Raw genomic sequence first — 21399 nt, 5'->3', positions numbered from 1 at the left:
AGAAGTACCTCCTAAACGATTGCCAGCATTCTCTCCAGGGATTTAAGGGCTAATTTTCTTACTTCAGGTTCAACTTCGATTTTTGGTTCAAGGCTAACCAGTGAATTTCGAACTTTTTCCAGCGTGGTAGCCTTCATATTCGGGCAAACCATCTTTTTTAAGGCCGGAAAGCACTCTTTATCCGGACACTGTTTGGCGCACTGATGCAAAAGGCCCGTTTCCGTACCTATAATAAACTGCCTGGCGCCGCTTTCGCGAATAAAACGAAGCATTCCGGAAGTGCTGGCAACCTTGTCCGCCAGGCTGATTACCTCAGGCCTGCACTCAGGGTGCACAACGATTAGAGCTTCAGGGTGTTCAGCTTTTGCGTCCAAAACGTCTTCGCGTGTCAGCCTGTCATGAGTATTGCAGAAACCATCCCAGATTTTCAATTCACGTCCCGTCTGGGAAGAAATATATTGCCCCAGGTTTTTATCAGGAACAAAGAGTATCTCCTGATCGGGAGGAATTGAATTAACAACCTGAACAGCATTGGCGCTGGTGCAGGCAATATCACTCTGAGCCTTAACTTCTGCTGATGTATTGACATAGCAAACTACTGCTGCCTTCGGAAATTTTTCTTTCCACCGCTCCAGATCTATTGAAGTAATCATATCCGCCATCGGACATCCCGCTTCCTCTTCGGGAAGAAGGACCACCTTATCCGGGGACAGGATAGAAGCGCTTTCAGCCATAAAATGCACGCCGCAAAAGACAATTACTTCCGCATCGGTTTTTGCCGCCTGGCGGGAAAGCTCAAGTGAATCTCCGACAAAATCGGCTATCTCCTGAATTTCAGGACGTTGATAAAAGTGGCTTAAGATTACAGCCCGCTGTTTTTTTCTAAGTTCTTCAATCTCTTTAAGAAGTTCTATTTTTTCCTGGGCCAAATATTGTCACCTTGGTTCTGCTGCAAAGCAAAATTACCGGGGATATATATTATACCCCTTTTAAACTTTTAAGATCGCCGGTCTATTAGTTTACTTCGCCCAGCACAATCTCTTCAATCTCATTGGATTCATCCGCGAGAACTATAACCGGCTGGTGATCCATAGCCTCTTCCCGGGTCATCATAGCATAAGAAATCACTATTATGTTATCTCCCGGCTGGGCCAAACGGGCGGCGGCGCCGTTTAAACAGATTATTCCCGATCCCCGTTCTCCTCGAATCACATAAGTCTCAAAACGTGCCCCGTTATTATTATTTACTACCTGAACTTTTTCATGGGGCAAAATTTTGGCAGCTTCCAGCAGGTTCTGATCGATAGTAATGCTGCCCTTGTAGTTCAAATTGGCCTGTGTAACTGTAGCCCGATGGATCTTAGATTTTAACATCGTTAAAAACATAGCTTACACCCCCTGGACACAAAACTGTATTATCAATCAACCTGGTTTTGCCAAAACGCACTGCCATCGCCAGTAAAACGGGGCCTGAAAGATTGGCAACCGGTTTTAAGTCCGGAAGAGAGAGGATTTCGACATAATCGATCTCGGCCAGCGGTTCATCAGTTATATTTTTTCGAACCGCATTTAAAATTTTCGATATGTCAAGCTCTCCGCCTGCAACTATCCGTCCTGCTGTTTCCAAACTTTCCTTTAAGCATAATGATGCTTTTCTTTCTGCGGAATTAAGAAAAACGTTTCTTGAACTCATGGCAAGTCCGTCATCTTCACGGACTGTTGGAACAACTACAACCTCCAAGGGCATTTGCAGATCCCTCACCATTCTCTTAATCACAAGAGACTGCTGGGCATCTTTTTGCCCAAAAAAAGCTTTATCCGGGGAGACAATATTAAAAAGTTTGGCGACTACCGTGGTAACACCCTTAAAATGACCCGGGCGGGAAAGGCCGCACAGGCTTTCTGTTATCCCCTCTACTTCAACTGCCGTAGAAAAACCGGCAGGATACATTTCTTCCGCTGTTGGAGAAAACACTGCATCAACATGAGCTTTTTCAGCAAGGTCCAAATCGCGCTCCAAATCCCGCGGGTACCGGGCAAAATCCTCCCGGGGACCAAATTGCATTGGATTAACAAAAATACTAACAATCACAAAATCACAAAACTTTTTAGCCTCTCGCATCAGCACAAGATGTCCTTCGTGAAAATAACCCATCGTAGGGACAAAACCTATCGTCAGTCCCCGGCTGCGGGCGCTTTTTACTGTTTGTCTGATCTCTTCAACTGTCTGATGAATTAACATACTCTTTTCCTTTTCTTATAATCTTGTAAGTACGTCTTCCGGCATATTGAAGCAGTGTTCGGACGCCGGGAAAGAACCGCCCCGGACTTCCTCGCAATAAGACTGCAAAGCTTTGATTATATCCTGGTTTAAATTTGCATATTGCTTGACAAATTTTAGTTTTTTACCGCCATATATACCCAACATATCATTTGTAACGAGAATTTGTCCGCTGCAGTGGGGACCTGCTCCAATACCTATTGTGGGGACCTCGAGCTGCCCGGTAATTATCCTGGCCAGTTGCAAAGGCACCATCTCCAAGACGATGGCAAAAACGCCCGCTTCTTCAAGCGCTCTTGCGTCATTAAGAAGTTTTCTGGCTGCAGCTTCTTCCTTCCCCTGTAACTTGTAACCCCCGATTTGGTTGACAGACTGGGGAGTCAAACCTATATGGCCCATTACCGGAATACCCGCGGCTACCATTCTATGTACAACATCGGTTACTTCCCGCCCGCCTTCAAGCTTAACCGCCTGAGCTCCGCCTTCCTGCAAAATTCGTCCGGCGTTTTTTAAACTTTCTTCAATTGACAGGTGGTAGGACATAAAAGGCATGTCCCCGACAACCATCGCTCTTGAAACGCCGCGTGTAACCGCTTTGATGTGGTGAATCATGTCGTCCATTGTAACCGGTATGGTTGTACTATAGCCCAGTACAACATTACCCAAAGTATCACCTACAAGAATCGCGTCAATACCAGCTTCTTCAATTAGCGATGCCATCTGGTAATCATAGGCCGTCAACATGGTAATCATGCGGCCGTCTTTTTTAGCTTCCCGGAAGAAACTTGTCGTTACATGTCCATCAGCCATTAGACTCTGCCTCCTTATAAAACCGTTTAAGAAAAAATTTTATTAAGCTGCACAGCCTGATCCCTATTTATGCTTCCCTTTTCAAGGGCAATTGAAACCGTGTATAAACCCAGCGCATTATATAGATCGCTTTCTTCTTTGCCAAATTGTTTGAGCACTGGAATGTGATCTAAAATAGTAGTCCCGTCCCCTCTGGCAATTGGACCGGTAAGGGCTTGAACCGGACCAATCCTTCTAACATTGTTTATTGTGCCCTGTACAAGCGGTAATAAAGCTTCAAAAGCCTCTTCGCGCGAAAGGCCGAAATTGCGATACAGGCCGGTCGCGTAGTACATCAAAGAAACAAGGTAGTTGGAAGCTATACATGCCGCAGCATGATATAAAGGTTTATCTTCAGCACGGATGGTGAAACATTTCCCATCCAGGTCGTCGACTATCTGCCTTGCCACGATCATTGCCGATTCGTCACCTTCCAGGGCAAAGTACGAACCTGGAAGGTTTTCGATTGCCCCCCGGAGATCGGCAAATGACTGCAGGGGGTGAATTGAAACGATTCTTGAACCTGTTTCCGGAACGCCGCGCAATTCAGAAGCGGTATGCGCCCCGCTGGCATGTGCGACAATTTGTCCGGGATAAAAACCCTTTCTTGACGCAATATTTTCTGCGACCCTGGCAATCTCCCGGTCCGGTGTGGTAATAAAAACAATTTCGCCAAGCAAAGTAACTTCCTCCGGCTTGTCCGTGGCAAGGCAGCCGACTTCATCAGCAACCCTGCGGGCAGAGGATATACTCTTACTTGCTACTCCGGCAACGGGATAGCCTTTTTTATGCAGCAGAATGGACAACGCGCTGCCTACCTTACCTGCGCCTACTATAACAAGCGAGGGTTTTTTTATATTCTGATCATTTAAGACTTCATTTTTTTTCACGCTAAGCGCTTCACTTTTTTGCGGCTTTAAATTAAAAAAACCCTCCGGACAGACAGTCGCAAGGGTTCTCACCGTCCCGTCTCGGTCCATCCAGGCTCCAAGCGGATTTGGTTGTCTTTTTTAGGCTGCTCTAAACAGGTACAGTTTCCAGCAGGAATACCATCCTTAGTTTACCCTAAATTTATTGTAATTGATCATCTATGCAAAAACAAGTATATCTTGTCGGCCTTATGATATTTTTTGCACATCCTGAAAAGCAAGCTCCGCTGCAAGAATTGAAACATTCTTCAGGCCAGGCAAACACAATTCCGGATCCAGTTCGGCCAGCGGTATGATCATAAAAGCTCTTTCGAACATGCGCGGGTGTGGAATAACAAGATCGGGCTCATTTATACTAGTATCACCATAAAGCAGTATATCGAGATCGATTAACCTTGGACCCCAACGTATATCGCGTTCTCTGCCCATTTTTTTTTCAATAATCAAAAGTACGTTCAATAATTCCCTTGGCGTCAATTCAACCATTAGTTCGAGAACGTTATTAATAAACCAGTCCTGTTGAACAGGGCCCACAGGCAAAGTCCTGTAAAAGGAGGAAACTGCTTTAATATCCAGTCCTTCCACTTTACTCAGCAACTCAACTGCTCTTTCGAGGTTTGCCCTTTTATCACCCAAATTTGAACCAAGGCTTATAAAGGCACGAACACGTCCTGCGAGGGAACCATCGTTCTTTGACAAAATTATGCTTTCCTTTAGTATTTATTTTCCCCCAGTTTTAAATCAGGAACCGCATTTAAACTGTAAGGAGCAAAATCCGAGCGCAGGTACTTATAATAGGCGCAGCAGCCGACCATCGCAGCGTTATCTGTACACAATACCGGATCCGGATAATATACTGCCAATCCCTTCTCGCCGGCCTTCTGTTTTATAAAAAGACGAAGCCTTCTGTTTGAAGCAACCCCGCCTGCCATAAGAATGGTTTTTGCCCCGTACATCTGTGCGCTTTGAATAGTCTTCTCAACAAGCGCATCAACTACAGCTTTTTGGAATGAAGCTGTTAAATCAGCAAGGTTAATCTCTTCTCCGCGTTGATTCGCTTTCAGATAAAAGTTTGCTACCGCCGTTTTAAGCCCACTAAAGCTAAAATCAAACGTTCCCTCTTCCAGGCGGGCTCTCGGAAATTTAACCGCATCCTCGTTTCCATCGAAAGAAAGGCGATCTATTATCGGCCCGCCGGGATAACCCAGACCAAGCTTACGGGCCACCTTGTCAAAAACTTCACCAGCTGCGTCATCCCGGGTTCTTCCGATTAACTTATAACAGCCATGACTTTTAATTAAGATAAGATCGGTGTGACCACCGCTTACAACTAAACCGATTACCGGAAAAGAAAAATCATCCCTGCCAAGACAATTTGCATACAGATGGCCTTCTATATGATTAACGGCTAACAAAGGCAGATTAAGGGCAAAAGCTAATGCTTTAGCCGCCGCAATCCCAACCAGTAAAGCGCCGGCAAGGCCGGGACCATAAGTAACGCCTACAGCGTCAATAGAATTAAAGTCAATGCCAGCTTCGTCAAGCGCTTTCTGTACAACTTCATTAATTAATTCCAGATGTTTGCGGGAAGCTACTTCCGGAACAACACCTCCAAATATTTTATGCACTTTTTCCTGTGAAAAAACAACATTCGACAATATCTTTGTTCCGTCTACAACTAAAGAGGCGCAAGTATCGTCACAGGATGTCTCAATACTGAGAATTTGGACACTCAATAATTATCAAACCTCGAATTGTTCACCAATTTCATTAATTGATGAAAAGTATAATAATCAAATTTACATAATATTAAAAAGTTCAATTTGGATCAATGGTAATAACTTACATTGAAGTAATATTTGTCTTTTCCCCTTAAAATATATCCCTGTCAGATCTTTACGAATAAACTTTTTTCTTTTTCATTATAAATTGACTCGTACTTCCCCTTTAAATTAATACCGAAGAATTTAAAAAAACCTTTGCCGAATACCTTGGTTTTTTTAATTTGTATACCGTCCTCTTCTACAGCACGAATACGGACTGTTTTTGAATCATGATCATAAGCTAACTCAACGTATTGGGCTCCTAGTTTCTCCCTCGCAATTTTATTTAAAACAATTGAACTTTTTGAGAAAGATACCATTGGTGCTTTTTCAGCTTTCTCGCCGCGTGGTTTGTAAATTTCAAAAGCCATGATTCATACTCTCCTTTTTTTTCAAGATTATATCCTATGTTTAAAGAGTATGTCAAATCCTAAATTTCTCTTTCGGATAGCATAGTGTTCTTTAACAAACTTACCAGTTACAAAACGGATTCATTTTAGATAAGAAACTCATCCAAACATAGATAGCTTTAGCAGTAGTGATTATAAATCAAGAAGAAGATAATAAATAATCTAATCAAATAAATTTCGTCGTTAAATATATGGAATGCTCTATTCTGATAGAAATATGTCATAGTTTAAGTTGTTTTAGTTTAACACGCTAATAAAAATACCTGGTCTTTTTCGACCAGGTATTTTTATTATTTAATGAAATTTGCGCCTTCTCGCAGCAAGTGATTTCTTCTTTCGCCGTACACTGGGCTTCTCGTAGTGTTCATGCCTCCTGGCCTCAGCCAATACCCCTGCCTTCTGGCATGTCCTTTTAAAACGACGGAGGGCGCTATCCAGCGTTTCGTTTTTGCCAACTCGTACCTCTGCCATACCTTTCCCCTCCCCCCGCCATAACTCGTAAATATCACATATACCTTACCTTTCTTTCCAAAATTTAATACTCATTACATTACTAAATTAACCAGGGCGCCGTTTTAAATATGGACCGGCAAGAAAATGATAATGGATGTGAAAAACCTTTTGTCCGGCATCTTCAAGACAATTAACAACCATCTTGAAGCCCTTGCCTTCTAAAACTGACCTGGCTATTTTCGCTGCCACAGTTTGTATATGACCAATGAGTTTTTCTTCTTCATCCTGTATATCCAGAACAGTCGGAATATGCTTTTTGGGCATAATCAAATAATGTATCCTTGCTACTGGATTTGTATCCTTAAAAGCAATCGCAAAATCATCTTCATAAACAATTTCGGCAGGAATTTCTTTATTGATAATTTTACAGAAAACGCAATCTTCTATTACGAATCCCCCCTTCCTCCACACAGCGCGCATATACTAAGAAGTAATATCCTTCCTTCTTTTCTATTCAACACATCTACGATAAATCCTGCTTGTAATTAAATAATTGTACCTCTTAGATTTTCCCCTTGCAAGCTTTCTATCTTTACGTTAACAATCTCTCCTCTTTTATTAAAAACAGAAGGAAACAATACTCGCAGGTAATTATCGGTAAGTCCCTCGTCATAACCGGATTGTTTACTATATACGCCCTCAACCAGCACTTCTTGTATAGTCCCCAGGTGAAGACAGGCATAGTCCCTTGACATCTTATTGCTGATTGCAAGCAGTATTTTGCTTCTTTCTTCCTTAACTGCGGGATGTATTTGATTATCAAATTCAGCAGCCGGTGTGCCTTTTCGCCGGGAGTATTTGAATACATGAAGTCTTGAGAAAGATATGTCCTTAATTACATCACATGTGCTGTAAAACTGCTGATCAGTCTCGCCGGGAAAACCTGCCATTACATCCGTTGTCAGGGCAATTTCAGGAATTCTGTCCCTGATCTGCTTAATTACCCGCCTGTAATCATTTATATTATAATTACGGCGCATTTTTTCCAGAACTTGATCATCGCCACTCTGAAGCGGGATATGCAGATGGCGGCAGATGCCCTTTTGAGCAGCAATCGTATTAATTAGATCAGGCGTAATATCCATTGGTTCAAGGGAACTTATTCTTAACCTGGCCAGGCCTGGAATTTTTATAATTGTATTGATTAAAGAATTAAGGTTTACTTCGTCTCCAAGATCCCTGCCATATGATCCAAGATGTATACCTGTCAGGACTATTTCTTTAAACCCCGCCTCGACAAGGTTTATTGCCTGATTGAGGGAGTCCTTGAAAGAACGGCTCCTTTGCGGCCCCCTGGCAAAAGGGACAATACAGTACGAACAGTAGTTGCTGCAGCCTTCCTCTATTTTTAGAAAAGCCCTTTTGCGGCTGGTAACAACCTGAGCCGGCAATTCTTCAAAATTAATATTCTGATCAAATTCCCTGACGCAATTTAATACAACTGTACTTCCTTCTTGCGCCTTTTCTGCTAAATCTATAATCTTATCCCTGTCAGCAGTGCCTACAACCAGATTCACACCTTCGATATCCATAATTTCATGGGGAGAAGTTTGGGCATAGCAGCCGGTAACTATTACAAGAGCGTTTGGATTGGTCTTTACCGCACGTCTGATTAACTGACGCGACTTACGGTCGCTTAAATGAGTAACAGTACATGTATTGATTAGATAAATATCTGCCTGTTGGCCGAATTCAACCGCCTGGTAACCCCTGTTTTTAAACATACCAGTCATAACTGACGATTCGTATTGGTTTACTTTGCAGCCCAAGGTCGCAACAGCAAACGTCCTATTAATCACAGGCGCCTCCCAGGTCCCCAAGTTCATATTGAATAACTGCCATTACAGCAGGTCCGGTTGTCTCCGTGCGCATAATCCTTGGTCCAAGAGACACAGATATAACGCCAAATTCCTTTGTCATTTCTACTTCGTCAGCGGTAAAACCGCCTTCAGGCCCAATAAAAAGATAAATGCTTTCCGGATTTGACGCTCTAAGACAATCTTTTAAAGAGCATTTGTCTTCTTTTTCCCAAAACAACAAACCCAAGGCATCTTCCGGCATGCTGTTTAATATCTCTCTCCATCCCATCGGTTCACTTACCTTGGGCACAACAGAGCGACGGCACTGCCTGGACGCTTCCAAAGCCACTCTCTGCCATCGGCTGACCTTGCCAGCCGCATTTTCTTGAACGATTTTTACAATTGAACGTTCACAACTTAACGGAATAACCTCGGAAACACCCAACTCAGTACATTTTTGAATAATGGTTTCCATTTTATCGCCTTTTGGCAATCCCTGAACCAGGGTGATCTTTATCAAAGGCTCCGGAGCAGCGGCAAACTCTTCTACAACAGTACACCCAATCTTATCTTTATTAATCTTATCTATCCTTGCCAGACAAGCCCTTCCCCGTCCGTCATAAACCGAAATAAAACTGCCCTTTTTTAAACGCAGCACATTTGTAATATAGTTTACATCGCTGCCGGTTATATTTACCCTGCCGCAAATCAATTGTTCAGCAGATATGAAAAAACGGGATACTTTCGCTACCCCATAAAAGCATCCTTAAACTTGTCAAAAAATCCTTTATTTTGGTTTTCAGAAACGCTTTCGCCGGAAACCTGTGCAAACTCGTTTAACAGCTCTTTTTGACGCTCATTAAGCCTGGTTGGAATAACTACCTTAACCTTGAGATACTGGTCACCTTTTCCGAAGCCGTTTAAATCAGGAATGCCTTTGCCGCGAAGGCGGAACTCTGTGCCCGGCTGAGTTCCTTCAGGAATTTTAAACTTCATTGTTCCGTACAGGGTCGGAACATCTAACTCATCTCCCAGAGCAGCCTGAATAAAAGAAATAGGCATTTCGCAGTTTATATTATTCCCTTCCCTCTTAAATAAATCATGCGGCAGAACATTAATGTAGACATAGAGATCGCCGGGGGGACCTGAGCGCAAGCCCGCCTCACCTTCCCCGTTTATGCGCAGACGCGTCCCAGTATCTACACCTGCGGGAATTTTAACATGGATATTCCGGGAACGCCTTACCCTCCCCGCTCCTTGACAGGTTGAACAAGGCTTTTCTATAAAACGGCCGGTGCCCCGGCAGCGACTGCAGGTATGTGATTGAACTATCCTGCCAAAGGGCGTATTTTGTGATGTCTGGGTTTGCCCGCTTCCCCCGCAGGTTGGACAACTTTTTGCGCTTGTACCTGGCGCCGCTCCGGAACCCTTGCAGCTGTCGCAGATTTCAATGCGGGGAACTTTTATATCTTTTTCAAGGCCAAAAGCGGAATCCTCAAAAGTAATATCTATATCGGTACGAAGATCTGCTCCTCTTTGCGGACCGGTACGCGTTTTTCCCGATCCGCCGAAAAACATTTCAAAAATATCTCCCAGGCCGCCCATGTCCGCGCCGTACCCGCCAAAACCGCCTCCAAAATCAAACCCGCGGGCATTTTCAGCGTCATGACCGAACCGGTCGTAATTCGATCTCTTTTGAGCGTCGCTGAGGACTTCATATGCTTCCGCTACTTCTTTAAATTTCGCTTCCGAACTCTTATCGCTGGGGTTCGCATCCGGATGGTACTGACGCGCAAGCTTGCGATAAGCTTTTTTTATCTCTTCCGTAGATGCGTTCCGGGATAATCCCAAAACCTCGTAATAATCACGTTTTGACATGGTTTGTGACCACTATTCCTTATTCTTTAAGATTGTTTTCCTCATCTTTAACCTCGTAATCGGCATCAACAACCTTTTCATCCCCGGGCTGATTTCCTTGAGCCCCTTCAGCCTGCTGCGCACTCTGCTGCTGATACATTGCGGCGGAAAGATCATATAAAGGTTTGGTCAATTCCTCAATCCGCTTCTTGATTATCTCCAAATCGCCGCTTGCCAGAGCATCCTTTAAATCCGCCGCCGATTTTTCAACCTGTCCGACCAGGGATTTGTCAGCTTTGTCACCTAGATCTTTAATCGTCTTTTCAGCCTGGTAGATCAGACTGTCGGCCTGGTTGTGCAGTTCTGCCTCCTCTTTCCGTTTTCTGTCTACTTCGGCATATTGTTCGCTGTCCTTGACCATTTTCTCAATCTCATCCTTATTAAGGGATGTTCCGCCTGTGACAGTTATACTCTGCGCCTTTCCGGTACCTATATCCTTTGCCGAAACGTGGACTATGCCGTTAACATCAATATCAAATTTGACTTCTATTTGGGGGATTCCCCGCGGAGCAGGCGGAATCCCTGTTAACTGGAAACGGCCAAGTGTCTTATTGTCCATGGCCATTTGTCTTTCTCCCTGTAAAATATGTATTTCTACAGTCGTTTGTCCGTCAGCCGCAGTTGAAAAATTCTGGCTTTTGGAAGTCGGGATGGTCGTATTCCGCTCAATGAGCCTTGTAAACACTCCTCCCAGGGTCTCAATTCCAAGAGATAACGGCGTTACGTCCAATAGCAGGACATCTTTTACTTCACCCGCCAGCACACCGGCTTGAATAGCTGCTCCTATGGCAACACATTCATCGGGGTTTATTCCTTTATGGGGCTCTTTGCCCAGAAATCTGCGTATATTTTCCTGGACCGCAGGCATCCGGGTCGCTCCGCCCACCAATAAGATTCTATGTATATCACTCGGTTTTAATCCTGCGTCACTGAGCGCCTGCCGAGTCGGTCCCATTGTCTTTTCAATTAAATCCGCCGTCATTTCTTCAAATCTGGCCCTGGTTAAATTTATTTCAAGATGTCTCGGTCCGCTTGCGTCCGCAGTGATAAACGGCAGACTGATACTCGTTGAAGTAAGAGTACTGAGTTCTACTTTTGCTTTTTCAGCGGCTTCTTTTAGCCTTTGCAAAGCCATTTTGTCTTTGCTGAGATCAATACCGTTTTCCTTTTTGAATTCGGCGACCAGCCAATCCATAATCCGCTGGTCAAAATCGTCCCCTCCCAGGCGATTATTCCCGTTGGTCGCTCTAACTTCAAAAACACCTTCACCTAAATCCAGTATGGAAACATCAAAGGTGCCTCCCCCCAGATCGAAGACCAGAACGGTGTGATCCTCCCCCCTGTCAAGACCGTAAGCAAGAGCTGCAGCCGTCGGCTCATTAATTATCCTTAAAACTTCCAGCCCGGCTATCCTTCCGGCATCTTTGGTAGCCTGGCGCTGAGCGTCAGTAAAATAAGCAGGTACGGTAATGACAGCCTTTTCAACCTTATCTCCCAGGTACGCGCCTGCGTCAGTCTTCATCTTCTGGAGAATCATCGCTGATATTTCCTGCGGAGTATAATCCTTTTCATCAATTGTTACCTTGTAATCATAACCCATTTGGCGTTTGATAGAACTTATAGTGCGCTCGTGATTGCTGACAGCCTGACGTTTGGCCACCTGTCCAACCAGACGCTCACCTGTTTTAGAAAATCCGACTACCGAAGGAGTGGTGCGGCCGCCCTCCGCATTGGGAATAACGACCGCCTCGCCGCCTTCCATAACCGCTACGCATGAGTTGGTAGTACCGAGGTCAATACCAATTACCTTTGCCATAATGAATGTTTCACCTTCCTGATCATTTGAAATACAAAACCTAATGTTAAACCTTAATCTTTTGAGTAATCTTGACTATAATATAATAAAACAGTCTATATCATTTTGAGCGGGCTACTTTGACCATCGAAGGCCTTAGCAGTTTATCTTTAAATGAATAACCCTTCCGAAGTTCCTCTAAAATAACATTATCAGGGTGATCGCTGGTTTGCTCCTGCAGCACGGCTTCATGCCTTGAGGGATTGAAAATCTCACCTACTGACGGTATGGGCGATAATCCTTGAGCAGCAAGAGTATCAACGATTTGCCGGTAGATTATTTCCACACCTTCGAAAAGTTTATCGGGTGTTTCCCGTCCGCACGCCAAAGCAAGTTCAAAATTGTCTAAAATAGGCAATAATAATTCTACAAGCTGTTCAGCAGCATATTTGTAAAAATCTTCTTTCTCTCTAGATGTCCGGCGGCGAAAATTTTCAAAGTCAGCCTGCAGTCTTACCAAACGCTGAAAATAATCTTCAGCGCGGGATGTCTGTTCAGCAAGTTTTTTTCTAAGCGCCTCAACTTCACTTTCCTCAAGAACAGTTGTTTCTTCTCCTTTTTGCTCCAGGGTAAGATTATCCTGCCCGGAAGTATTCCCCGAATCATTTATATCCGGCCTCTTTCCTGTTTCTTCCACAAGTTTCACCTCGCTAAATATTTTCGCAGTTGTATGTTATGCTCTTTTATTAAAACCTGCCTGTTTTATGTGAAATCAGGCCTGTCTTCCTTTTTCTTAATAATTGTATCTATCCTGAGAATTGCTTCGGCAACTTCTTCCGCAGCCTTAAAAGCATAAGTTTTAACCAAAACGGGATCGACAACACCGGACTGATACATATCACATACCTGGCCGGTATCACAATCTACAGCCAGGGCATCATTGCCGGTTTCTTCCTGAAGGGAAAGAACATCGCCGACCTTTTCCAGGGGGTTAAAACCCGCGTTGGATACAATCTGAGCCAGAGGACGCTTTAAGGCATCTACTATGCATTCTATTCCGTAAGCCGTCATGCCCCGAAAGCAGCTGCGCATTTTATCAATTTCCCTGGCCAGGAATATTTCCAGAGCGCCTCCCCCGGGAACCACTCCCCCCCTGACTGCTGACTGCACTGCCGCTGCAGCGTCTCTGGCAATACGTTCACGCTCCCCCACAACTTCCCTTGTCGCGGCGCTTACTACAACTGTGGCGCTGGAATTTCCTTCCCCATCACAAATCCGGACCTGTTCGTTCTTTTCATCATTGTAAATGCTGCCTGCGCTGCCAAGGCAGCGGCTCAGCAGATCAATATTTTTGTTTAAGCCCGAACGCTTGATCATCCATGCTCCCGTATGATCGGCTGCCTTTCTCAATTCACTGCCGGCAACCCTTTCAACGGCAATTATCCCGTTATCGGTGAATATTTCTTCAGCAATTTCACTTATTCCCCGGTCAGCCAAGACCAGTCCTACATGTATATCTACTATCTTATAAATATTTTCCCGGAACTGTGTTTTAAAAATCTCATTTTGTTTAACACCCGATTCAGTGGACCGTGCTATTTCATCCACTTCTTCCGGCTCTAACGCGTCATCTATGATTAAGACCTTTGCCTTTTCGATCTTCATCGGCATTTGGCGGTTCATTCTTCCCCTGTTAATAATCACTCCCATGAAGACGGCATTATCGGCTCTTTCATCCGCTCTGACTGCATCGGAAAACCTGAAGTTCTTCTCCAGCAGTTTTCCCTTGCCGATTAACTTGGCAGCGCTTACAACAAGACCGGCAATATCCTGTTGGCCCCTTCCTGCGACCAGCGCAATCTGGTAAATTAAGGGGTCTTCAAGGCTCTCCACGGGACGGGCTTTTTCCGCCATTAATTCGAGTCCTTTTCCCAAGCCCAAACGCATACCTTCAATAATTTTGTTAACGGGAACTCCCCGCGCAACCTGCTCGACCCCGGCGCCGACCATTGCCCCCGCCATAATTGTCGCTGTAGTCGTCCCGTCTCCAACTTCCTCCTGTTGTGCCCGGGCAATATTTATCAACATCCTGGCTGCAGGATGATTAGCCTCCATCTGAGTCAAGATGGTTACGCCGTCGTTGGTGATTATTATATCCCCATATTTATCCACCAGCATAGTGTCCAGGCCTTTTGGACCTAATGTCCCTTCCACTGCCGAAGAGATAGAACGGATAGCATTAGAATTGTTTACCAAAGCCGCCATCCGCTCTTCCACTTCCGCTGCGCCGCTTGCCTGTTGTTTTAGGTTCAAAACCTGACCTCCTTGTCGGCAATGTCTTTAAAAAGGTTTTCCAGGGCAAAGGAAAGTTTTTTAGTCATATACTCTACCACACTGATTACTTTGGAATAATCCATCCTGGTAGGCCCCAGCACACCAAGTGATCCAATCGGCTGGCCTTTTACACCATAGATCGCCATTACCATACTGCAGTCCTGCATTCCCTGGTAGCTTATCTCGCCGCCGATACGGACGGTAACGCCGGAGGAGGAAGGATTGGCGGACATCAGGTTGGAAAGCAGTTCCTCCTGCTCCAACAGGCCTAAAAGCGTTTTTAATTTTTCTACATTTTGAAACTCCGGCTGGTTTAGAATATTAAATAAGCCGCCCAAATATATTTTATCCTCATTTTCTGAAGTCAGGCTGTATCTTAACACATCCAGAACCAAATCAAGCGTCCGTCTGTAATGGGCAAGTTCAATGTATATTTCCTTAATCAGGGTATTTTTAATGCTTTCCATTGTAAAACCGGAAAGTTTTGCATTCAGCACAGCGGAAATTGCCGCCAGATCGTTGTCTGTAATACTGCCGGGAACATCGATCATCCTGTGCTGAACAATTCCATTATCCATGACGGCAACCAGCATTGCCCGTTCTTTATCCATTCCAACAAGCTGTATATTTTTAAAAGAGCTGAAACCTATTTTCGGTTTCTGAACAACAGCCGTATAGCTGGTCAATTGCGACAGTAATTGACCAGTCACATGAACTACCTGACCAACATCATCAATTTTAGAGCGGTATTCCCTTTGGATTAAGCACTCCTCGTCAAAAGAAAGCTCTTCCCTTTGCATAAGGCAGTCCACGTAATAACGGTAGCCCCGCTCGGACGGTATCCGTCCTGCAGAAGTATGCGGCTGTTCAAGAAAACCCATTTCCTCCAAATCAGCCATTTCATTGCGAATTGTTGCGGGACTCACACTCAGTCCGTACTTGCGCGCGATTGTCCTTGAGCCTACAGGCTCCGCTGTGTTTATGTAATCTCTAATTACGGCCTGTAGAATACGCTTCTTGCGGTTATCAAGTTCAAAGCCCATGGGGAATACACTCCTCTTGTTAGCACTCCCGCATATTGAGTGCTAATCATTTTAAAAATACCATTTCACATGGAGAATGTCAAGGGTAACCAACTCCTTGCCGACAATTGTCCTTGTTAAACAAATTCTACAAACACCTGATTGGAAACCGCCAATCCCCTTCTGGTCAGACGGATCTTTTCTCCTTCATGTTCAATAAGTTTAAATCTGATTAGCTTGTCAATTTGCTTTGGGTAAACTTCCTCCAGTCTTTTCCCGAACCTCAAAGCAAATTCGTTTAAATCAATCCCCTTTAAAAGGCGCAAACCTAAGATAACCGTTTCAGCCATTCTTATACTCTGCGGAAGCGCTTCACTCTCGGCTTCGGCCAGCTTTCCTTCATTTATCTTTTGAATATATTTTTCCAGACTTTTTTCATTGCCAAACCTGCGGTTATTAAGATAAGAATAAGCAGCCGGCCCCAGGCCAAGGTAAGGCAGATTATGCCAGTACAGCAGGTTATGGCGGCACTGCCTGCCAGGCAGGGCAAAATTTGATATTTCATAATGTTCGAAACCTGCGGCAGTGAGAACTTCTATTGCCTCTTCATACATTGCCAGCCAAATTTCCTCTTCCAAGACTTCCAGTTTCCCTTTATTAATCCTTTCATTAAGGGGGGTACCAGCAGCCAGATGCAGACCATAGGCGGAAATATGCTCCGGTGAAAGTTCAATCACGCGCTGCAGACTTTCATTCCAATCGTCAGTTGTCTGGCCCGGAATGCCAAATATTAAATCTATGCTGATATTTTTAAAACCAGCTTTCCTTGCCGAGCGGACCGCATCCTGCACATCTTCGAATGAATGTTTTCTGCCTAAAAGCATTAACAACTGTTCCTGGCATGCCTGGGCGCCAATACTTAAACGGTTGACACCGTTTCTGTAAAAGAATTCAAGTTTTTCCATGCTGATTGTTCCGGGATTCGCCTCCAGGGTGATCTCGGCGCCGGGAAGAAGATCAAAATGAAATGAGCACTTTTCAATAACAAACAGGATTTCTTCCCCTTTCAAACAGGTCGGAGTGCCTCCTCCAATATAAAGGCTTTCCACCTGCTTATTACCACCTGATAACTCTTTGCTGCGCATCCCGGCTTCTTTCGCTAAAGCTTTCAGATAAGCGCTGACTTTATCCTGTTCCCAACGGCAGGACACAAAGTCACAATATGAACACTTAGCAAGACAAAAAGGAACATGAATATACATACCTAAAGCCATTGAAGACACTTCCCATTTGATTAACGTCTATAATTCTGGCCTGGATAGTCCTCGTCCAGAAATATTATATCAATAAAAATCACTTGTATATATTCTTTAAAAACATGGGCACGTAGACAGTTGACCTCCCTAAAGCAAATTAATTTTCAGGGTAGTTAGCAAGTAAGAACCGTCCCTACTTGCTTACCTACTTGCTTACTACTTGCTTATGGACGTTTAACTGAATACATACTTCACGCTTCACCAAAGAACATGTTATTGAAGAAATTTTGTATAAGCATACCCTCGCTGGTTATATTCCCTGAAACTTTTATATATATATATTATTGTCAATGAATACCAAATTAGGCGCGGTCTGATGCTTAGAATTTTTTAAGCATATAAGCATATATAAGAAAAGTTTGCATAGGGGCAAATAGGGGGGATGCCTCAGGTACGCTTTTAAATACCGGATTTATAGAATTCTAAAAAGGAGGGAGGCAAGGCTATGGAAAAACTGGATATTTTTCGCGATATCGCGGAACGCACCGGCGGAGATATTTATTTAGGTGTATGCGGCGGTGTGCGCACCGGAAAATCAACTTTTGTCAAAAGGTTTATGGAATTGCTGGTAATTCCTAATATAAAGGACCAATATGACCGGGAAAGGGCAAAAGATGAATTGCCTCAAAGCAGCGCCGGCAGGACCATTATGACCACTGAACCAAAATTCGTACCTGATGAGGCGGTGGAAGTCGCTATAGCGCCGGGAATTCAGGTAAAGATACGCATGGTTGACTGCGTGGGCTATCGTGTTGAAGGAGCGCTCGGCTATGAAGAGAAAGAAGAGCCGCGCATGGTTTCGACTCCCTGGATTGAGGAGCCAATCCCCTTTCAGGAAGCCGCAGAAATTGGTACCCGAAAGGTTATTTCGGAGCATTCGACGATTGGTATTGTGATTACCACCGACGGAACGATTACAGACATCCCGCGGGCAAACTACGTTGATGCGGAAGAAAGAGTAATCACAGAGCTTAAAGATATCAACCGTCCCTTTTTAGTGCTTTTAAACAGCGTGAAGCCGGAAGCCCCGGAGACATTGGAACTCTCAGAAGAACTGAGCAACAAATATGACCTGCCGGTGATTCCTGTTGATTGCTTACAGATATCACAGCAGGATGTTTTATACATCCTTGAAAAAATTCTAATGGAATTTCCAGTCAATGAGGTTAATATTTCCCTGCCTCTGTGGGTTGAAGAGCTTGATTCCCAGCATTGGCTGCGCCGCAGCTTTGAGGACTCGGTGCATCAGGCAATTCAGGATGTAAGACGTCTGCGTGATGTAAATGGAGCTGTAGAGCGCCTGGCCGGTTATGATTTTATCGAGCAGGTTAAGTTAAACAGAATGGATATGGGTACAGGCGTTGCTGCCGTTACCATCACTTCACCCTCTGAACTTTTTTACCGCGTTTTAAGCGAAGAAACAGGAATTAAAGTAGAGGGTGAGCATGACTTGCTGCACCTGCTCAAGGAACTCGTGGTATCCAAACATGAGTTTGACAAAGTAGCCGATGCGCTGCATGAAGTTCATGAGATGGGCTACGGCATGGTGCTGCCAAGCTTATCGGATATGACTCTGGAGGAACCTCAGCTTATCCGTCAGGGAAGCCGGTTCGGAGTTAAATTGAAAGCCAGTGCGCCTTCGGTTCATATGATTAGGGCGGACATAACCGCTGAAATAACCCCGATTATTGGAACTGAAAGGCAATGTGAAGAACTGGTGCGCTATATGCTCTCCGAATTCGAAGAAAATCCCAAGAAAATCTGGGAATCGGAGATATTTGGCAAATCGGTGCATGAACTGGTCAGGGAAGGCATCCAAAATAAACTCCAGCGTATGCCGGAAAACGCCCAGGTTAAACTGCAGGACACCGTACAAAGAATCGTCAATGAGGGAAGTGGAGGATTAATCTGTATAATCATCTGAAAGCCGGTCACAGACCGGCTTTTTTTTTTAAAAATTATTGCTTATTTTAAAGGGCGGAGATAAAATAACACCAGATTCTTTCGTATACGGGCGATTTTGGAGGTTGGTAAATTTGAAAAACCCTATCAAGGTTGGCCTTCTTGGCTTGGGTACAGTAGGAAAAGGAGTTTGCCGCCTTCTTACCGGTAATGCTGAGAACATCAGTCAAAAAATATGTACAGATTTGGAAATAGCCGGCATCCTGGTTCACGATCTGAAAAAACCAAGGGATATAACGATTAATCAAAAGCTCTTGACAGACAGTTACAACGATCTTATAGATAATCCCGGCATAGATATAATTATTGAAGTTATGGGCGGCATCCACCCCGCTTTAGAGTATGTTACACAAGCCTTAAAAAAAAGGAAATGCGTGGTCACCGCCAACAAAAACCTAATTGCCCTTCATGGAAAGGAATTGTTTGAAGCTGCCCAAGAAAACCATGTCGATCTTCTTTTTGAAGGAAGTGTCGGGGGCGGAATACCGATTATCAAACCTTTAAAACAATGTCTTGCCGCAAACCGCCTTCAAAAGATAATGGGCATTATCAACGGCACAACAAATTACATCTTGACCAAAATGACACTGGAAGGGAAAAGTCTTTCCCTATCTTTAAGCGAAGCCCAGGCCAAAGGATATGCGGAAGCGGATCCCGCCTCGGACATCGAGGGATTAGACGCCGCTTATAAACTGTCCATTTTAGCCTCAATCGCTTTTAACAGCAGAGTTAGCCTGGAAGACGTTCATATTGAAGGAATCAGTAAAATAAACGAACGTGATATCTTATACGCAAAAGAACTTGGTTATATAATCAAGCTGCTGGCCATTGCCAAAGATACTGATGAAGGAATCGAAGCAAGGGTCCATCCCACTTTTGTTCCCGAAGGACATCCTCTTTCAGCCGTCAATGATGTTTATAACGCTATCTTTGTACAGGGAGACGCGATAGGCGAAACAATGTTCTATGGAAGAGGAGCTGGTGAAATGCCTACCGCCAGCGCTGTTGTTTCAGACGTCATGGATGCGGCCAGAAACATTCTTTATGGTGTTCCGGGATCCATCGGATGTACATGCTATGAACAGAAATCCGTTTTACCAATCGGTTTCGTAGAAAGTAAATATTATTTGCGTCTTTTGGTGGCGGACCGTCCCGGTGTCCTTGCCTCAATAGCTTACGCGTTTGGAGATAAAGGAGTAAGCCTTGCTTCAGTTATTCAGAAAAACACAGACAGAAAATTAGCCGAGCTTGTTATGATAACTCACCAGGTCAAGGAACAAAACCTGCAGGACGCTTTAAAAGTTATTGAAAAATTACCGGCAGTCGACGAAATAAGCAACGTGATTCGAGTAGAAGGAGAAAATGATTAAATGAACTGGCCAGGAGTTATCGAAAACTACCGTGATTTTTTACCCGTAACGGAAAAGACACCATTCATCACTTTGAATGAAGGAAACACACCTCTTATTAAAGCCCGTAAGCTTGATTCTCTGGCCGGCGCCCAAATTTACTTTAAATTTGAGGGTTTAAATCCAACCGGTTCTTTTAAAGACAGAGGTATGTGCATGGCGATGGCCAAGGCAATTGAAGAAGGATCGCGGACTGTAATCTGCGCTTCCACAGGGAATACATCCGCATCCGCCGCAGCTTACGCCGCCCGTGCCGGCCTGCGCTGCGTCGTGTTGATCCCGGAAGGGAAAATAGCGGCTGGAAAACTGGCTCAAGCCCTGATCTATGGTGCAAAAGTAGTCTCTGTTGACGGGAATTTCGATCAGGCTCTAAAAATAGTCCGGAATATCACCGACAGGCATCCTATCACATTAGTCAACTCAGTAAATCCATACCGCATTGAAGGCCAGAAAACAGCAGCTTTTGAAATCTGCGACAGGTTTGGACAGGCGCCGGATTACCTGGCTATTCCAGTAGGCAATGCCGGTAATATTACGGCTTATTGGAAAGGTTTCTGCGAATATTGCAGCCGTGGAAAGGTAAATTCCAGACCTAAAATGATTGGTTTTGAAGCTGAAGGGGCTGCTGCTATAGTTAAAGGAAGGGTAATAGAAAAACCGGAAACTATTGCAACAGCAATTAGAATCGGCAACCCCGCCAGCTGGCAGGGAGCTGTCGGCGCAGCAACCAATTCAGGCGGCTTAATTGATTTCGTTACTGATGAGGAGATCCTCCATGCATACAGACTGCTCGCCGGAATGGAAGGGTTGTTTGTGGAGCCGGCCTCCGCTGCTTCCGTAGCCGGGGTTCTTAAACTGGCTTCCGGGAATTTCTTTCGGCCGGACAATAAAATCGTCTGCGTTCTTACTGGTCACGGACTAAAAGATCCTAATACGGCAATTAACAGCATTTCCAATCAACCGTTACAAGTTCCTGCAGAAATAAACGCTGTTGAAAAAATCATTCTGGAGGAATAAAGTGATTCGAGTACAGGTTCCGG

Annotated in this window: 21 protein-coding genes; 3 read left to right on the top strand and 18 right to left on the bottom strand. The window is 44.4% G+C overall.

Translation table 11 applies throughout. The features are described 5' to 3' along the window. Positions 1 to 11: 11 nt before the first annotated feature. From DEH07_02370 to DEH07_02285, 18 genes are all read right to left on the bottom strand, one after another. On the bottom strand, positions 12 to 929 hold the full coding sequence (locus DEH07_02370; protein ID HBY03389.1) for a quinolinate synthase: 918 nt from the start codon (positions 927 to 929) through the stop codon (positions 12 to 14). An 85-nt stretch (positions 930 to 1014) separates the two neighbouring features. Then, complete coding sequence (locus tag DEH07_02365; GenBank protein HBY03388.1) at positions 1015 to 1386, bottom strand: aspartate 1-decarboxylase; 372 nt, start codon at positions 1384 to 1386, stop codon at positions 1015 to 1017. Further along, a complete protein-coding gene (locus DEH07_02360; protein HBY03387.1) occupies positions 1361 to 2242 on the bottom strand; it encodes a pantoate--beta-alanine ligase in 882 nt (293 codons plus the stop codon). The genes DEH07_02365 and DEH07_02360 overlap by 26 nt, the downstream gene beginning before the upstream one ends. Positions 2243 to 2257: 15 nt before the next feature. Next, a complete protein-coding gene (gene panB, locus DEH07_02355) occupies positions 2258 to 3091 on the bottom strand; it encodes a 3-methyl-2-oxobutanoate hydroxymethyltransferase (protein HBY03386.1) in 834 nt (277 codons plus the stop codon). A gap of 26 nt (positions 3092 to 3117) precedes the next feature. After that, positions 3118 to 3987 (bottom strand): DUF2520 domain-containing protein, encoded by an 870-nt coding sequence (locus tag DEH07_02350; protein HBY03385.1) that lies wholly within the window; start codon positions 3985 to 3987, stop codon positions 3118 to 3120. 261 nt (positions 3988 to 4248) lie between these two features. After that, entirely contained in the window at positions 4249 to 4758 is a 510-nt protein-coding gene (folK, locus tag DEH07_02345; protein ID HBY03384.1) for a 2-amino-4-hydroxy-6-hydroxymethyldihydropteridine diphosphokinase, read from the bottom strand. Between the two features lie 14 nt (positions 4759 to 4772). Beyond that, positions 4773 to 5795 (bottom strand): tRNA (adenosine(37)-N6)-threonylcarbamoyltransferase complex transferase subunit TsaD, encoded by a 1023-nt coding sequence (tsaD, locus tag DEH07_02340; GenBank protein ID HBY03383.1) that lies wholly within the window; start codon positions 5793 to 5795, stop codon positions 4773 to 4775. Between the two features lie 152 nt (positions 5796 to 5947). After that, entirely contained in the window at positions 5948 to 6253 is a 306-nt protein-coding gene (locus tag DEH07_02335; protein HBY03382.1) for a hypothetical protein, read from the bottom strand. 333 nt (positions 6254 to 6586) lie between these two features. After that, positions 6587 to 6763: a 30S ribosomal protein S21 gene (locus tag DEH07_02330; GenBank protein ID HBY03381.1), complete on the bottom strand. Its 177-nt coding sequence runs from the start codon at positions 6761 to 6763 to the stop codon at positions 6587 to 6589. An 87-nt stretch (positions 6764 to 6850) separates the two neighbouring features. Then, positions 6851 to 7192 carry a histidine triad nucleotide-binding protein gene (locus DEH07_02325; GenBank protein HBY03380.1) on the bottom strand — a complete coding sequence of 114 codons (342 nt, stop codon included), beginning with the start codon at positions 7190 to 7192 and terminating at the stop codon, positions 6851 to 6853. A 98-nt stretch (positions 7193 to 7290) separates the two neighbouring features. Beyond that, the gene (locus DEH07_02320) at positions 7291 to 8601 is read right to left on the bottom strand and encodes a tRNA (N(6)-L-threonylcarbamoyladenosine(37)-C(2))-methylthiotransferase MtaB (GenBank protein ID HBY03379.1); all 1311 of its coding nucleotides are present in this window, start codon (positions 8599 to 8601) and stop codon (positions 7291 to 7293) included. Next, a complete protein-coding gene (locus DEH07_02315) occupies positions 8597 to 9331 on the bottom strand; it encodes a 16S rRNA (uracil(1498)-N(3))-methyltransferase (protein HBY03378.1) in 735 nt (244 codons plus the stop codon). Before DEH07_02315 ends, DEH07_02320 begins: the two co-directional genes overlap by 5 nt. 20 nt (positions 9332 to 9351) lie before the next feature. Beyond that, a complete protein-coding gene (dnaJ, locus tag DEH07_02310) occupies positions 9352 to 10482 on the bottom strand; it encodes a molecular chaperone DnaJ (GenBank protein HBY03377.1) in 1131 nt (376 codons plus the stop codon). A gap of 19 nt (positions 10483 to 10501) precedes the next feature. After that, positions 10502 to 12337 (bottom strand): molecular chaperone DnaK, encoded by a 1836-nt coding sequence (locus DEH07_02305; protein HBY03376.1) that lies wholly within the window; start codon positions 12335 to 12337, stop codon positions 10502 to 10504. A 100-nt stretch (positions 12338 to 12437) separates the two neighbouring features. After that, complete coding sequence (locus DEH07_02300) at positions 12438 to 13034, bottom strand: nucleotide exchange factor GrpE (GenBank protein HBY03375.1); 597 nt, start codon at positions 13032 to 13034, stop codon at positions 12438 to 12440. Between the two features lie 44 nt (positions 13035 to 13078). Continuing rightward, positions 13079 to 14629, bottom strand: a complete 1551-nt coding sequence (locus tag DEH07_02295) for a chaperonin (protein HBY03374.1) — start codon at positions 14627 to 14629, stop codon at positions 13079 to 13081. Further along, positions 14626 to 15693 (bottom strand): heat-inducible transcription repressor HrcA, encoded by a 1068-nt coding sequence (gene hrcA, locus DEH07_02290; protein ID HBY03373.1) that lies wholly within the window; start codon positions 15691 to 15693, stop codon positions 14626 to 14628. The genes DEH07_02295 and hrcA overlap by 4 nt, the downstream gene beginning before the upstream one ends. 116 nt (positions 15694 to 15809) lie before the next feature. Next, entirely contained in the window at positions 15810 to 16946 is a 1137-nt protein-coding gene (locus DEH07_02285; GenBank protein ID HBY03372.1) for a coproporphyrinogen III oxidase, read from the bottom strand. A 487-nt stretch (positions 16947 to 17433) separates the two neighbouring features. On the opposite strand from DEH07_02285, the gene spoIVA reads away from it, so the two are divergent. The 3 genes from spoIVA (at position 17434) to DEH07_02270 (ending at position 21376) form a co-directional block, all read left to right on the top strand. Then, entirely contained in the window at positions 17434 to 18912 is a 1479-nt protein-coding gene (gene spoIVA, locus DEH07_02280; GenBank protein ID HBY03371.1) for a stage IV sporulation protein A, read from the top strand. A 112-nt stretch (positions 18913 to 19024) separates the two neighbouring features. Next, a complete protein-coding gene (locus tag DEH07_02275; protein ID HBY03370.1) occupies positions 19025 to 20320 on the top strand; it encodes a homoserine dehydrogenase in 1296 nt (431 codons plus the stop codon). Further along, positions 20321 to 21376 carry a threonine synthase gene (locus DEH07_02270; GenBank protein ID HBY03369.1) on the top strand — a complete coding sequence of 352 codons (1056 nt, stop codon included), beginning with the start codon at positions 20321 to 20323 and terminating at the stop codon, positions 21374 to 21376. Positions 21377 to 21399: the final 23 nt, after the last annotated feature.

It is taken from the genome of Desulfotomaculum sp. (assembly GCA_003513005.1).
GTDB lineage: Bacteria > Bacillota > Desulfotomaculia > Desulfotomaculales > Nap2-2B > 46-80.
This window is presented reverse-complemented; position numbering and strand designations above follow the sequence as displayed.